The sequence below is a fragment of the Streptomyces sp. NPDC001816 genome, from assembly GCF_042892235.1.
Taxonomy (GTDB): domain Bacteria; phylum Actinomycetota; class Actinomycetes; order Streptomycetales; family Streptomycetaceae; genus Streptomyces.
Window position 1 is genome coordinate 830,165 of record NZ_JBIATY010000003.1, and the last position, 14,616, is coordinate 844,780.

At 70.7% G+C, this 14,616-nt stretch carries 13 protein-coding genes; 5 read left to right on the forward strand and 8 right to left on the reverse strand.

Features of this window, described 5'->3' with window-relative positions; translation table 11 throughout:
• Positions 1-46 precede the first annotated feature (46 nt).
• The 3 genes from ACFYZZ_RS14875 to clpS form a co-directional block, all read right to left on the reverse strand.
• On the reverse strand, positions 47-1,465 hold the full coding sequence (locus ACFYZZ_RS14875; protein ID WP_389175500.1) for an amino acid permease: 1,419 nt from the start codon (positions 1,463-1,465) through the stop codon (positions 47-49).
• Between the two features lie 353 nt (positions 1,466-1,818).
• Positions 1,819-2,424 carry a DUF2017 domain-containing protein gene (locus ACFYZZ_RS14880; RefSeq protein WP_389175502.1) on the reverse strand — a complete coding sequence of 202 codons (606 nt, stop codon included), beginning with the start codon at positions 2,422-2,424 and terminating at the stop codon, positions 1,819-1,821.
• 12 nt (positions 2,425-2,436) lie between these two features.
• On the reverse strand, positions 2,437-2,754 hold the full coding sequence (clpS, locus tag ACFYZZ_RS14885) for an ATP-dependent Clp protease adapter ClpS (protein ID WP_386580920.1): 318 nt from the start codon (positions 2,752-2,754) through the stop codon (positions 2,437-2,439).
• Positions 2,755-2,811: 57 nt separating this feature from the next.
• On the opposite strand from clpS, the gene ACFYZZ_RS14890 reads away from it, so the two are divergent.
• Together ACFYZZ_RS14890 and ACFYZZ_RS14895 are read left to right on the forward strand one after the other, a co-directional pair.
• Complete coding sequence (locus ACFYZZ_RS14890; RefSeq protein ID WP_389175505.1) at positions 2,812-4,158, forward strand: nicotinate phosphoribosyltransferase; 1,347 nt, start codon at positions 2,812-2,814, stop codon at positions 4,156-4,158.
• Between the two features lie 98 nt (positions 4,159-4,256).
• Positions 4,257-4,850 (forward strand): nicotinamidase, encoded by a 594-nt coding sequence (locus tag ACFYZZ_RS14895; protein ID WP_389175508.1) that lies wholly within the window; start codon positions 4,257-4,259, stop codon positions 4,848-4,850.
• Positions 4,851-4,912: 62 nt separating this feature from the next.
• On the opposite strand, the gene ACFYZZ_RS14900 is transcribed toward ACFYZZ_RS14895, so the two are convergent.
• Positions 4,913-5,251 carry a hypothetical protein gene (locus ACFYZZ_RS14900; protein ID WP_389175510.1) on the reverse strand — a complete coding sequence of 113 codons (339 nt, stop codon included), beginning with the start codon at positions 5,249-5,251 and terminating at the stop codon, positions 4,913-4,915.
• Positions 5,252-5,372: 121 nt separating this feature from the next.
• The gene (locus ACFYZZ_RS14905; RefSeq protein ID WP_389175513.1) at positions 5,373-7,727 is read right to left on the reverse strand and encodes an immune inhibitor A domain-containing protein; all 2,355 of its coding nucleotides are present in this window, start codon (positions 7,725-7,727) and stop codon (positions 5,373-5,375) included.
• Positions 7,728-8,090: 363 nt separating this feature from the next.
• Here ACFYZZ_RS14905 and ACFYZZ_RS14910 point away from each other — a divergent pair, with 363 nt between their 5' ends.
• Positions 8,091-8,327 carry a hypothetical protein gene (locus ACFYZZ_RS14910; RefSeq protein WP_145882537.1) on the forward strand — a complete coding sequence of 79 codons (237 nt, stop codon included), beginning with the start codon at positions 8,091-8,093 and terminating at the stop codon, positions 8,325-8,327.
• A 129-nt stretch (positions 8,328-8,456) separates the two neighbouring features.
• On the opposite strand, the gene ACFYZZ_RS14915 is transcribed toward ACFYZZ_RS14910, so the two are convergent.
• Both ACFYZZ_RS14915 and ACFYZZ_RS14920 read right to left on the reverse strand, forming a co-directional pair.
• Positions 8,457-9,239, reverse strand: a complete 783-nt coding sequence (locus ACFYZZ_RS14915) for an RDD family protein (protein ID WP_389175516.1) — start codon at positions 9,237-9,239, stop codon at positions 8,457-8,459.
• A gap of 75 nt (positions 9,240-9,314) precedes the next feature.
• Positions 9,315-10,916: an RDD family protein gene (locus ACFYZZ_RS14920; protein WP_389175519.1), complete on the reverse strand. Its 1,602-nt coding sequence runs from the start codon at positions 10,914-10,916 to the stop codon at positions 9,315-9,317.
• 233 nt (positions 10,917-11,149) lie between these two features.
• On the opposite strand from ACFYZZ_RS14920, the gene ACFYZZ_RS14925 reads away from it, so the two are divergent.
• Positions 11,150-11,563: an SsgA family sporulation/cell division regulator gene (locus ACFYZZ_RS14925; RefSeq protein ID WP_389175521.1), complete on the forward strand. Its 414-nt coding sequence runs from the start codon at positions 11,150-11,152 to the stop codon at positions 11,561-11,563.
• A gap of 23 nt (positions 11,564-11,586) precedes the next feature.
• Here ACFYZZ_RS14925 and ACFYZZ_RS14930 read toward each other — a convergent pair whose 3' ends face one another.
• Complete coding sequence (locus ACFYZZ_RS14930) at positions 11,587-13,002, reverse strand: FAD-binding oxidoreductase (protein WP_389175523.1); 1,416 nt, start codon at positions 13,000-13,002, stop codon at positions 11,587-11,589.
• Between the two features lie 92 nt (positions 13,003-13,094).
• On the opposite strand from ACFYZZ_RS14930, the gene ACFYZZ_RS14935 reads away from it, so the two are divergent.
• Positions 13,095-14,582, forward strand: a complete 1,488-nt coding sequence (locus ACFYZZ_RS14935) for a tetratricopeptide repeat protein (protein ID WP_389175525.1) — start codon at positions 13,095-13,097, stop codon at positions 14,580-14,582.
• Positions 14,583-14,616: the final 34 nt, after the last annotated feature.

Consider the following 14,616-nt stretch of genomic DNA (forward strand, 5'->3'; position numbering starts at 1 on the left):
GAGTACTCCCGGCGGCCGGACGTCCTGGGGTTGGTCTCCCCGGTGGTCAGCCCACCTGCTCCAGCTCCGGCTCACGCCGGTCTGCGATCTCCGGCGTGCGCTTCTTCAGGAACAGCCAGCCGATGCCGAGCGCGACCGCCCAGACCGCCATCACGTACAGGCAGACACGGGAGTCGGCGTCGTAGGCGATCAGGCCGGTGACGAAGAGCAGGAACGCGATGGCGATGTACGAGCACAGCGCACCGCCCGGCGCCGGGAAGGACGAGGCGGGCAGCCGGCCCGCGTCGACCGCGCGACGGTACAGGACGTGGCTGACCAGGATCATCAGCCAGGTCCAGATGCCGGCCGCGGTGGCGACGGAGGTGACGTAGCCGAACGCCTTCTCCGGGACGACGTAGTTCAGGACCACGCCGATGCCCATGAACAGCACCGAGACGGTGATGCCGAGCGCCGGGGTCTTGGTCGCCGACAGCTTCGAGAAGACCCGCGGGGCCTCGCCGTTGTCGGCCAGGGTGCGCAGCATGCGGCCGGTGGAGTACATGCCCGAGTTGCAGGACGACAGGGCCGCGGTGAGCACCACGAAGTTGACGATGCCGGCGCCGGCCGGGATGCCGATCATGGCGAAGGCCTTCACGAAGGGACTGACGCCCTCGGTGAACTCGGTCCACTTCACCACGCACAGGATGACGGTGAGGGCACCGACGTAGAACAGGCCGATGCGCCAGGGCAGCGTGTTGATGGCCTTCGGGAGGGTCTTCTCCGGGTTCTCGGACTCGCCCGCGGTGACGCCGACCAGCTCGACGGCGAGGTAGGCGAACATGACGCCCTGCAGGGTCATCAGCGAGGAGCCGATGCCCTTGGGGAAGAAGCCGTCGAACTGCCACAGGTTGGAGACCGACGCGGTGTCACCGGCGGCGCTGAAGCCGAAGGTGAGCACACCGAGACCGATCACGATCATGCCGATCAGGGCGGTGACCTTGACCATCGAGAACCAGAACTCCAGCTCGCCGAAGAGCTTCACGGAGATCAGGTTGACCCCGAAGAGGATCACCAGGAAGACGAGTGCCGTCACCCACTGCGGTACGGCCGGGAACCAGTAGTTGATGTAGATCGCGGCGGCCGTCAGCTCGGCCATGCCGGTGACCACCCACATCAGCCAGTACGTCCAGGCCGTGAAGTAGCCGAAGAACGGGCCGAGGAACTCGCGGGAGTAGTCCGCGAAGGAGCCGGAGACCGGGCGGTAGAGCAGCAGCTCGCCCAGGGCTCGCATGATGAAGAAGATGATCACGCCTGCGAGGGCGTACATCAGGATGAGGCTGGGGCCCGCCTTCTCGATGTTGGCCCCGGCCTTGAGGAACAGACCGACGCCGATGGCGCCGCCGATCGCGATCATCTGGACCTGGCGGCTGCCGAGCCCTCGCTCGTAGCCCTCCTCAGGGGCTTCGGTGACCCTCTCAGAGGTCATGTCGTGGTGCGCCTTTCTCCATGCCGACCCGGGCCTTTCGTCGGCCTCGGATCGGGTTTCGATCCCCCCGGATTGATGGAGCTGAGCGGGTTTCGCGAGCCCGCTCGTGCCTGGCCGGCGGTCGCCGGCTCGGTGGCGCACCCGGCCGAACATGGGTGGTGTTGGCCGGGCGGTCGTGAAGATTTATCACGGCCGCAACATTGATCACTGAAGCACGATGTGACGCACCGCACAGGAAGAAGGGGACAAAGAACGCCCTAAAGCGGCAAACCAGGCCGCAACGGTGACATGATCGTTATCTGGATTTGAGCGTCCTCTGAGCGAACACCACATGCACTCAAAATCGGGACAAGTTACGGCATAAGGGTGGTGACGAGCGTCTCCTGGAGGCCGCCGAGCCACAGGTACGCCATCACCATCGGCTTGCGCGGGTCCTCATCCGGGAGCCGGTAGAGCAGATCGGTGTCGTCCTCGTCCGTGATCTCCAGCCGGGCGCCGATCGCCAGGCGCAGGTCGTTGAGGGCACCGAGCCAGTACCTCGACTCCTCCGAGGACAGCTTGAGGACGGCCCCGCCCTCGTCCACCGGGGACAGCGCGTCCAGGCTGCGGATCACCGCGAGGGCGTTCTCCCGCTTGCCGGCCCTGAGGTCGTTCTCGGTGTAGCGGCGGAACTCGGCCGAGTGCGCCAGGAGCTCCTCGGCCTCGGCCGGGGAGCCGGGCGCCTGCTCCGGGTCGTTGTAGGCATCCGGGAAGAGCCTGCGCAGGACGGGGTCGGTGGGCGGCTCGCTCGGACCCTCGGCGAACAGCTCGGCCAGGGGGTCGGCGGGGGCGTCCGCGGCGGGCCCCGGGCCGATCAGCTCCAGGAGCTGGACGGCCAGCGACCGGATGATGGAGATCTCGACGTCGTCGAGTGCGACAGCCGCGCCGCCGCCGGGGATGTGTTCGAAGTGTCCGGACATGAAGAGGATTCGCTACTTCCGGTCCTGCTGGAGGGTGGCCCACAGTCCGTAGCCGTGCATCGCCTGCACGTCGCGTTCCATCTCCTCGCGAGTGCCGCTGGAGACGACCGCCCGGCCCTTGTGGTGGACGTCGAGCATGAGCTTGGTGGCCTTGTCCTTCGGATAGCCGAAGTACGCCTGGAAGACGTACGTCACATAGCTCATGAGGTTGACCGGGTCGTTGTGGACGATCGTGACCCAGGGGACGTCGGGCTCGGGTACGGCGAAGACCTCCTCCGCCGATTCGGTGCGTTCGATCTCTACGGGCGCGGGTGACGTCACACCCCCCATGCTGCCACGCGCTTGATAAATCGTCACACTGACGAAATGGGGGTACGATCCCTTGCCATGAACACAGCGGACCTTGGGCTGCCGGTGGACGTTCCCTCTACGGCGCTCTTCACGGACCAGTACGAGCTGACGATGCTGCAGGCCGCGCTGCGGGCCGGTACGGCCGAGCGGCGCAGCGTGTTCGAGGTCTTCACCCGGCGGCTGCCGGACGGGCGCCGCTACGGCGTGGTGGCGGGCACCGGGCGGGTCCTGGACGCGGTCGAGAACTTCCGCTTCGACGAGGGTGTCCTCGGCTTCCTGCGGGAGCGGAACATCGTGGACGAGGAGACCCTGAAGTGGCTCGCCGACTACCGCTTCAGCGGTGACATCTGGGGCTACCCCGAGGGCGAGGTGTACTTCCCCGGCTCGCCGATCGTCCGGGTCGAGGGCACCTTCGCCGAGTGTGTGCTGCTGGAGACCGTGATCCTCTCCATCCTCAACCACGACTCGGCGATCGCGGCCGCGGCCTCCCGGATGGCCTCTGCCGCGGGCGACCGCCCGCTGATCGAGATGGGTGCCCGCCGCACCCACGAGCTGGCGGCGGTGGCCGCGGCCCGGGCGGCGTACGTCGGCGGCTTCACCACCACCTCCGACCTCGCGGCCGGCTTCCGGTACGGCATCCCGACCGTCGGCACCTCCGCGCACGCCTTCACCCTGCTGCACGACCACGAGCGGGATGCCTTCAAGGCCCAGGTGGCCACCCTCGGCCGGGGCACCACCCTGCTGGTCGACACCTACGACGTCGCCGAGGCGGTCCGTACGGCGGTGGAGGTGGCCGGGCCCGGTCTGGGCGCGGTGCGCATCGACTCCGGCGACCTGCTCCTGGTGGCCCACCGGGTCCGGCATCAGCTGGACGAGCTGGGGGCGACCGGCACGAAGATCGTCGTGACCTCCGACCTGGACGAGTACGCCATCGCCTCGCTGGCCGCGGCGCCGGTGGACGCGTACGGCGTCGGCACTCAGCTGGTGACCGGCTCCGGGCATCCGACCTGCTCGATGGTCTACAAGCTGGTCGCCCGCGCGGAGTCCGCCGACCCGGCGGCGCCGCTGGTGCCGGTCGCGAAGAAGTCCAGCGGGGGCAAGACCTCCATCGGCGGGCGCAAGTGGGCGGCGCGGCGGCTGGACGACGCGGGGGTGGCCGAGGCCGAGGTGATCGGCACCGGACCGGTGCCGGCCGAGCTGGCCGACCGGCAGCTGCTCGTGCAGCTGGTCAAGGGCGGCGAGGTCGTCGCCCGCGAGCCGCTCGACGTGCCCCGTGCGCGGCACATCGCGGCGCGGGCCAACCTGCCGCTGTCCGCTACACAGCTCTCCCGCGGGGAACCCGTGATTCCGACGGAGTACGTCCAGGGGCGCTCGGGTAGCTAGACCGCGACCGCCGTCCGCACCCTGTCAACGCCCCCTCCCGAACGGGCTGCAAAGTCTCTAGGCTCAGTTACTTAACCCTCGGTCGAAGGACACCCATCATGCGTCGCGCGTTGATCGTCGTAGATGTGCAGAACGACTTCTGCGAAGGGGGCAGCCTCGCCGTCTCCGGGGGCGCGGACGTGGCCGCCGCGATCACCGAGCTGATCGGCCAGGCGGCGGGTACCTGCTACCGCCACGTGGTCGCCACCCGGGACCACCACATCGCGCCCGGCGGCCACTTCGCGGACAACCCCGACTTCGTCCACTCCTGGCCCGCACACTGTGTCGCGGGCACGGAGGGGGTGGGCTTCCACCCGAACTTCGCCCCGGCGGTCGCCTCCGGGGCGGTGGACGCGGTCTTCGAGAAGGGCGCGTACTCGGCGGCCTACAGCGGCTTCGAGGGCACCGACGAGAACGGACTCAGCCTCGCCGAGTGGCTCCGGGAGCGCCACATCGACGAGGTCGACGTGGTCGGCATAGCGACGGACCACTGCGTCCGCGCCACCGCCCTGGACGCGGCCAGAGAGGGCTTCCGCACCCAGGTGCTCCTGGACCTGACCGCAGGAGTGTCCCGGGAGACGACCGACCGCGCTCTGGAGGAGCTGCGCGAGGCAGGCGTGGAACTCACGGGCAAGCCGGTCGTCAGCGGCTAGCAGGCGGGGGTGCCGGGCCATGGATGACGCCGGGCCGGACAGCCGACCCGGCGGAGCCGCCCTCAGCCCTGCTGCACCACCGCCGACCTGCGAAGCAGCGCCCGGATGGGATGCCACAGCTCCGTCACGATGACACCGTTGTCGGGTGCGGTGCGCCATATCAGGCCGTCGGGGTGATGCAGCACCGCGGTGATCTCGTCCGGGGTCGGGGGCGCGGCGTTGCCCCGGAGGTACACGGCGCGCAGACCCAGGTTCCGCAGGCGGGTCAGGGCCCGGGCGCGGTTCTGGGCGTGGACCAGCACACGCACCCCGGTCGGGCCGCCGGCAGGCCCTGGGCTGGGCAGATTCAGTGCCACCACCACTGTGCCGTTCGGCAACTTGCAGAAGCCTCCTGCGGCCATGCGGTCACATCCCCGTTTCGGTCGGTGTCAATAAGCGAGCCACAGGACGCACCTAAACACGATCGGCGGCGACCCGCCAGGGGGTCACCGCCGATACGCTCCTGACCTGCGGAAATGTCCGCTACTTCACCGCGGGGCCGACCTTGAGCAGGATCGTCGAGCCATCCTTGGCCTCCTTGACGATCTTGATCTTGGTGTTGGTGTCAGTGATCTTGACACCGGCGGTCGGGGTCGCCGCGTCGTAGTAGGTGCTGGTGTGGTCGTTGAAGAACGACACACCCTTCGACGACGGGATCTTCAGCTCGACGCCCGCGTTGTGCAGCGTGATGCCGTCCGTGCGGTACAGACTGAAGGGCGAGTCGTAGGCCTGGATGCGGTTGCGCAGCAGCGTGCCGTCGGACCACTTCAGCGCCTTCGGGTGCGAGTCGACCGGCAGGACCAGGCCGACACCCGGGTGGACGCTGGTGTTGTTGTCCGCCTGCGAGGTGTCCCACTTCCAGATCAACAGGCCGTTCTGGTACGGGTAGTGCTCGACCCAGGAAGGCTTGGTGTTCGAGAAGCCGAAGTTGTACGGGCCGACCTTGAGGGTCTTGTCGTACGACACGTACTGGCGGTTCTCGGCGATGTAGTACTGCGCGTAGTCCTTGGTGAAGGACGCGCCGACCCGGGAGAAGCCGTTCGCGGTCCAACCGGCGTCCACGCTCTCCGCGTTGTCGGAGAACACCGTCGCGCCGTCCGCGGTCAGCGTGATCTCGTCCGCCGCGAAGCCCTTCTGCGCCACACCGCCGTCGGTCTGGTAGCGGAAGCGGACGTCGATCTTCTTGCCCGCGTAGGCGTCCAGCGAGTACGACAGCTTCTTGTACGCGTCGACCGTGCCGGTCAGAGCCGGTGCGCCGCTGGCGTCACGCGGGATGGCCTGGCCGTCCACCGTGCCGTCGAGCGCAGTCCAGTTGGCGCCGCCGTCCGTCGACACCTCGGCGTAGAGGAAGTCGTAGTTGGCCTCGATGTCGTACCAGCCGTCCAGGCTCAGCGCGGCCGAGGACTTGCCGGTCAGATCCACCGAACGGGTCAGCGTGTTCTTGAGGTTGTCGCCGCTGCCGCTCCACCACTGGGTCGCGCCCTGCGCCGGGGTGACGAGCGTGGTGGTGACCGCCTTCTCCGGCAGGTTGACCACGAGGGCCTGCTTGTCCCAGGTGTTGTACTCGGCGACACCCAGCTTGTGCGTGGACTGCTTGCCGGCCTTGGCCGTGTCGTAGTTCAGCCAGCCGAGCTGCAGCTTGTCCCAGGCGCTGAAGTCGCCCGGCAGGTCGCCGATGGTGTCCTTGCCCCGGCCGAGCCAGGAGCCGGAGGACATCAGCGTCCAGAAGCCGGTGGAGTTGTCACCGTTGCCGGTGGTGTCGTAGTGGTCCGGCAGGCCGAGGTCGTGGCCGTACTCGTGCGCGAAGACGCCGAGGCCGCCGTTCTCCGGCTGGATGGTGTAGTCGCCGACCCAGATGCCGGTGCCGCCGATCTGCGCGCCACCCAGCTTGTTGTTCGCGGGGCCCGTGGCGCCGGTGTCGGTGCCGAAGGCGTACCAGCGGTGCGCCCAGATCGCGTCCTTGCCCTGCGCACCGCCGCCCGCGGACTCGTCCTCGCCGGCGTGCACGATCTGGAAGTGGTCGATGTAGCCGTCCGGCTCGTTGAAGTTGCCGTCGCCGTCGAAGTCGTAGCGGTCCCACTGGTCGTACTTGGCCACGTCCGCCTTGATCTGCGCGTCCGACCGGCCGGCCGCCTTCTGCTTGGCCACCCAGGAGGTCAGGCCGTCGCTGACGACGTTCCACACGCTCGGGCAGTTGGTGGAGCCGCAGGCGTTGTTGCCGTAACGGGCCTCGTTGTAGGGGACCTTGACCCAGTCCGAGACCTCGCCGTTGACGGAGTAGCGGCCCGAGGACTGCTTCTCGTAGAACTTCTTCATCGACTCGACGTTCTTGCCGGTGCCGAAGTAGAGGTCCTGGTAGTGCTTCCGGTTGTAGTCCTTCTGCCAGGCCGTCGAGTTGTCCTTCTTACGGTCCGGCTGGGCGATCTTGTTGTGCAGCGGGCCCGCGGTGCCACCGAACTTGGGGTCGGTCTGGTTCCCGAACTCCACCAGGATGGTGAAGATCTTGTCGGTCTTCTCGCGGCTCAGCTCGACGTACTTGCTGTCGCCCTTCTTGCTCTTGAGCTGGACGACCTTCGAGCCGTTGCGGTCCTTGGCCTTGGCCTTCCCCGATATGAGCTGGTTCAGGGCCTCCTGACGCTGGGCCTTCTGCGTCTTGCTCAGGGGACCGTCGAGGTCGTGCTTCTGCTGCTTCACCGGGGCCGGGTCGTGCCGGTTCGCGGCAGCCGGGCGGGCCGTGGTGCTCGCCTCGGCGACGGCGAACGTCGCGAAGGTGGCAGAGGCCGTGGCGAGCGTCACACCGATGGCGGCAGCTCTGAACGTCCAGGGTCTGCTGGTCACTTGATGAGTTCCTCCCCCGCGCCGCGCACACGGACAGGGGGTCCTGGTCATGGAAGGGTCCGTGCACGCACGATCAACGCGTGTAATCAAGTGACGACATTTGACTAGAGGTTTAGAAGAAAAGACAGATCTTGACTTGAGCAGGACAAGTGCACTATGCGGAGCGGACGTTCGCTTTACGAACGCGCTTGCCTGTCGGTCAACGGGCGCGTACGCCCGTCCACTTCCCGGACCCCATGACTCCGTGCGCCCCCCGTGCACCGGTACCGTGGGTTAGGTCACGCTTACCAAGCGTCCGGCTCGGGCATGCACGCGATAAGAGTCGAATGGCGCCCCCACCTTTCTTCCGAGGACACGATTGCCATGCCTCGTCCGACCGCCGCACAGCTCGCCTACGGTTCGTGCACCGTGATCTTCTCGACGCTAGCCATGCTGCTGCTGTCCCAGACGAGTTCGGGCCTCGGGGTCACCGTCATCGCCCTGGCCGCGCTCGCGCTGGGGCTGCTCGTCGCGATGACGGTGCCCCTGCCCAGGCCGCGCACGATCGCCCCGCCGGCCGAGACCGCGCCCGAGAGCGAGCGCGTCCCGACCACGTTGTGAACGGCGCGCACGCACGACGCACACGAGAGCGGCGGGTCCGTGGGAGTTCGGACCCGCCGCTCTCGCGTGCGCGGTACGCCGTACTTCTCACACCGCGCTTCTCACACGGCACTTCTCACACGGCGGTGCTCACTCGGTGCTGACCTCCACGGTCTTGGCGGCCTTGTCGTGCAGGCCCTGCTTGTAGGGCTTGTCGAAGTAGCTCCAGCCACCGCAGATCACCGTCCAGATGCAGGCGCAGCAGAAGGCGAACGGCAGCCACAGCACCAGGGCGCGGATCAGCGAGGTCTGCATCGAGGGCGTGGCACCGTCGTTCAGGTTGGCCACCCGCATCTTGAACCACTTCTTGCCGAGGGTCTGCCCCGTCCTGGCGATCATGATCGTGTCGTAGGCGACGTAGAGGACGGCGGCGGCGAAGGACTGCCACAGGGACCGGCTGACCTCGACCCGCTCTCCGTTCATGGAGTACTGGTGGACCCCGAGGGGCCAGGTGACCAGCCAGACGACGATGCCCACGAGGATCATGTCGATGATGCGCGCGATGGTCCGCTTGACGCTGTCGGCGAGCGGGGGCATGCCGGCGAGCGGGTCGGCCGGGTAGCCCGGACCACCGGGACCACCGGGACCGCCGTACGGGCCACCCCCACCGTAGGGACCGCCACCGCCGTAAGGGGGTGGCTGGCCGCCGTAGGGCGGGGGTTGCTGGCCTCCCCAGGGCGGAGGCTGCTGCCCTCCGGGCGGGGGTTGCTCACCGCCCGGAGGCGGGGGCGGGCCGCCGGGCGGTGGGGGTTGCTGGGCTCCGGACGGGGTGTCGTACGGCGAGCCCGACCCCTGGTCCGCAGGGGGCCGCTTCCTGAACGGGTCGTCCTCGGGGGGCTGCTCTCCGGAGCCGGGGGGCGGTTCACTGCTCATGGCCCGAGTTGACCGCGAACGCCCCGGCTCCGCATCCGGCGGGCGGCCGTACGGGGTACGGGGCCGCCCGTCGGGTCAGCTCGCGACGAAGGTGTGAGCCGCCTTGTCGTGCCAGCACTGGTGCCAGGGCCGGTCGAACAGGCACCACAGCACGCCGACGATCCCGATGCCGAGCAGGCCCGGGATGCTGTAGACCAGCCAGCGGCGCAGGGCCGCGCCGAACGTCGGGGGCTCGTGCGCCTCTATGTCCCGGACCTCCAGGCCACACAGCTTCTTGCCCAGAGTGCGGCCCCACTTGGAGGTGGGCAGCACCTCGTACAGGACGCCGAAGAGGAGAAGGACGGCGAGGACGATGCCGAGGGCGGTGCCGGTGGTGCCGTCGAGCAGCCAGACCGTGACGGTACGGCCGGACAGCTTGGCCTCGTCGATCTTCTGCTGGACGTGGTCGACCGCCGGTGCACCGAACGGGACCGCAGCGGCGGCGGTCACGGCGCCGACGACCAGGCTGTCGATCAGGCGGGCGGCGAACCGTCTGCCGAGTCCGGCCGGACGGGCCGCGGCCTGCCGGCGGGCGGCCGCCTGGAAGATGTCCTCCACCGGCGGCTTCCACGGCGCGACCTGCTCGTCCGCGCCCCCGGCCAGCTGGTGCACCTGCTGGGCCCAGGAGGCCTGCCCGCCACCCGCCCCCGAGGTCACCGGGGTGCCGGGGCCGGCCTGTTGCGGCACCGAGGGGGCCACCGCGGCGGAGGCCTGGGGCGCCTGAGGAGGCTGTGCGGCCGCGGCACGAGCGGCTGCGGCCTTCCCGGCACCGAACCCGGGACCGGTGGGCGCCGCCGGCCCTGCGCCGGGCGCCCCGGTCGGGCCCTGCGCACCGGGACCGCCAAGTCCGCCCGCGGCAGCACCGCTTGGGCCACCTGGCCCCGTGTGCGGCGCCCCGACCGGACCCTGGGCCGCGAAGCCACCGGCAGCCGCCGAGCCGGACGCCCGCGCGGCAGGGCCCGCGCTACCGGACCCACCGGACGCCGCCCCCGGACCGGAGGCCGACGCACCGAAGCCCGCACCCGCACCGGGCCCTGCCGGCCCCGGGCCGAAGCCCCCCGCGCCGGGACCGCCCGCGGCCGCCGGGCCGGAGGCCTGTGGGCCGAAGCCGGGTGCTCCGGGCGTGCCGGAGGAGCCCGAGGCCGCCGGGCCCGAGGAGCCGGCCGCGCCGGGCTGCCGGCCCTGACCCGGGCCGAACGTCATCGTGCCGTCGTCCGTGACCGCCGCGGGGCCCGGGACCGGGCGGCGGAAGATGAAGGTGCCGGGGTCGGGAGCGCCGTCGTCCGCGGGCGGGATCGACGCCGTGCCGTCGGTGCGGGCGGCGTGGCCGGACGGCTGGGCGGGGTTGTCCGCGGGCACGCGGGGGTCGGTGCCCCAGGCGGACGGCTGGTCCTGCCCGGAGGGTTCCGGCTGCGGGTCCTCGTCGAAGAAGTGCGGGCCCGTCTCCTCGACGGACGGCGCCGCCGGGCGGGCGCCGGGCGGCGGGGTGAGCGGTTCGCCGTCCTTCGGCGCCGGCCGGCTGGTGCCCGGCACCCAGGAGGCGCCGTTCCAGTACCGGACGTAGCCGGGGATGGACGGGTCCGGGTAGTAGCCCTCGCGGGGCCTGTCGTCACCGGGGGCCGGGGTTGGGGCGCTCATGTCCGTCGTCCCGTATCTGCTCGGGGGTGGGATGGGGTCCCCCACATCTATCAGACCGGGGCACGCCGCACCGCCAGTCCCGCCGTACCCACCCCTTTCCGGGCAACGCCGTGCACGGGTCCCACACCTGGCCCGAAAAAGTTTCCCGAACCCGCGTAATGCCCGTGCCCCTGCCCCCTCTCCCCTGGTACGGGCCCGGTCCGAAGGGCCCCGGCACAGAGGAGAAGCAGGTCATGCAGCACACCGAGGTGGAGCGGGAGCTGGAGTTGAGGCTCATCCTGTCGCCCGAGCGGAGCATCCCGGTCCCGGCCCGGCTCAGCTACCGCTGCGACGACCCCTATGCGATCCACATCACCTTCCACATCAACTCCGAGCACCCCGTCAACTGGACGTTCGCCCGGGAACTGCTGGTGGAGGGGGTGTTCCGGCCGTGCGGGCACGGGGACGTGCGGGTGTGGCCGACCAAGGTCGACGGGCGCAGCGTCGTGCTGATGGCGCTGAGTTCGCCGGACGGGGACGCCCTGCTGGAGGCGCCGTCCGCCCCGGTGTCGGCCTGGCTGGAGCGGACGCTGCGCGTGGTGCCCCCGGGGAGCGAGGCCGGGCAGCTGGGCATCGACGACGCGCTCGACCAACTGCTCGCCCAGTGAGGGCAGGGTCTGAGAAGGCAGGGTCAGAACAGTTTGCCGGGGTTGAGGATGCCGAGCGGGTCGAAGACCTGCTTCACCGCCCGCTGCATCTCCACGCCGACCGGGCCGATCTCCCGCGCCAGCCAGTCCTTCTTCAGGACGCCCACCCCGTGTTCGCCGGTGATGGTGCCGCCGAGTTCCAGGCCGAGGGCCATGATCTCGTCGAAGGACTCGCGGGCCCGCCGGGACTCGTCGGGGTCCTGGGCGTCGAAGCAGACGGTGGGGTGCGTGTTGCCGTCGCCGGCGTGTGCGCAGACCCCGATGGTGAGCCCGTACTTGGCGGCGATCTGGTCGATGCCGACGAGCATCGCGCCGAGCTTCGAGCGGGGCACGCACACGTCGTCGATCATCGTCGTGCCCTTCACCGCCTCCAGCGCGGTCAGCGAGAGCCGCCGCGCCTGGAGGAGGAGTTCGGACTCGGCGGCGTCGTCGGCCGGGACGACCTGGGTGGCGCCGGCGGCCTCGCACAGCGCGCCGACGGCGGCGAGGTCGGCGGTGGGGTCCGGGGTGTCGAAGGCGGCCAGCAGCAGCGCCTCGGTGGTCTCCGGGAGACCCATGTGGGCAAGGTCGTTGACCGCCTTGACGGTCGTACGGTCCATCAGTTCGAGGAGGGAGGGCACGTGGCCGCCCTCCATGATCCGGCACACGGCTTCGCAGGCGTCGGCGGCCGAGCCGAACTCCGCGGCCAGGACGAGCTGCTGGGGCGGCTTGGGCCGCAGCCCGAGAACCGCGCGGACGACGATGCCGAGCGAGCCCTCGGAGCCGACGAAGAGCCGGGTGAGGTCGTAGCCCGCCACGCCCTTCGCGGTGCGCCGGCCGGTGGACATCAGGCGGCCGTCGGCGAGGACGACCTCCAGGCCGAGGACGTACTCGGCGGTCACGCCGTACTTCACACAGCACAGGCCGCCCGACCCCGTGCCGATGTTGCCGCCGATGGTGCACATCTCCCAGCTGGAGGGGTCGGGCGGGTAGTACAGGCCGTGTTCCTCGACGGCGCGGGAGAGGGTGGCGTTGATGACGCCCGGTTCGACGACGGCGATCCGGTCGACGGGGCTGATCTCCAGGATGCGGTCCATCCTGGTGAGGGACAGCACGATGCAGCCGTCCGTGGCGTTGGCGCCCCCGGACAGACCGGAGCGGGCGCCCTGCGGGACCACCGGGACGCGCAGCTCCGTGGCGGTGCGCATGACGTGCTGGACCTCTTCGACGGTGCGCGGCAGGACGACCACGGCCGGGGCGCCGGCCGGGCAGAAGCTCGCCATGTCGTTGGCGTAGGAGGAAGTGACGTCGGGGTCGGTGAGGACGGCCTCGGCGGGCAGGCCGGCCAGGAGCCGGTCGGTGAGGTTACCGGTGGGTGCTGCGTCTTCGTCACGACGCGCTTCGATACGGCTCATGATCACAGCGTCGCACCCGGGGCCATCGGTGTGAACCCCGTCCGTGCCGCCCTTGGGCCACCCGGACGTGCCGGTCGTACTGCCGCACAGTGAGCGGCATGGAGATCCGACCGTACGACCACTCCGTCCCCGGTACGTCCTTGGTGGGCGAGCCGCCTCCGCCGCGCCGCCCCCGGCGGTGGCTGCGGCGCATGCTGGTCACCGCGTGTGTCTGCGGGGTCGCCACGGGCGTGACCCTGATCCTGCTGCCGGCCGAGCCGCACCACCGGGCCGCACCGGCCGCGCCCGGCCCGCAGGCCCAGGCCCGGGCGCAGGCGCAGACGCTGGCCGCGGTCACCTCCGGGCTGCCGGCCGCGCTGCCGGAGCTGGCGGCGCTGATCGGGCAGCAGGAGAGCCGGGTGCGGGCGCAGCCGCGGGACGCCCGGGCGTGGGCGGTGCTGGGGAGCGCGTACCTGGAGCAGGGGCGGCACAGCGCCGACGCGGCGAACTATCCGAAGGCCGAGCGGGCGCTGCAGACCTCGCTGGAGGTGCGGGGCACGGGCAACGCCCAGGCGCTGGGCGGGCTGGCCGCGCTAGCGAACGCGCGCCGGGACTTCCCGGCGGCCAAGCGGTACGGCGAGCAGGCGCTGAAGCTGGCGCCGAAGCGGTGGACGTCGTACGCACCGCTGATCGAGGCCTACAACGGGCTCGGCGACTACAAGGCGGCCCGCAGCGCCCTGGACAAGCTGATGGGGCTGCGCACCGACGCGGCCGAGCGGCCCGCGGTGATGGCGCAGGCCTCGGCGGTCTACCGGGACCGGGGCTGGCGCGAGGACGCCGTGGCCCAGCTGACGGACGCGGCGTCGACCGCCCGCACCCCCGCCGAGCAGGCCGCCTATCTGACCGGGGTCGGGCAGCTGGCCTGGGAGCGGGGCGACCGGGAGGACGCGCTGCGGCACTTCCGGGCGGCCGTACGCCTCGACCCGGACCAGCGGGCGGCACTCGCCGGGCAGGGGCGGGCGCTGGCCGCGCTGGGCCGCACCGACGAGGCGCTCGCCGCGTACCGGGCGGCCCTGGCCAAGCGGGCGGACCCGCAGGTCGCGCTGGAACTCGGCGAGTTGTACGAGTCGCTGGGGCAGTTCGGACCGGCCCAGGAGCAGTACGCGCTGCTGCGCGAGCGGGTACGGCAGGCGGCCGCGGGCGGGGTCGACGAGGAGCTGCTGATCGGGCAGTTCGAGGCCGACCACGAGGACCCGGAGGACGCGGTGGCGCGCCTGGAGGAGGAGTGGCAGCGCCAGCCCGGGATCGAGGTGGCCGACGCCCTCGGCTGGGCGCTGCACCGGGCCGGCGACGACGAGGAGGCGCTGGAATACGCCACGACCGCGACCGACAAGACGGAGGGCGGCGGGGTGCGCAGCGCGCTGTACACGTACCACCGGGGCATGATCGAGCGCGAGCTGGACCTGTACGGGCCCGCCCGGCGGCACCTGGAGGAGGCGCTGCGGATCAACCCGTACTTCTCGCCGCTGCAGGTCCCGGCGGCACGGGCGGCGTTGCAGGGGCTCGACGAACTGCCGGAGGAGCCCCTGCCCGCCGACCTGTCCTAGGCGCGGTGCGGGTTGCCCAGGTGCGGTGCGGGTT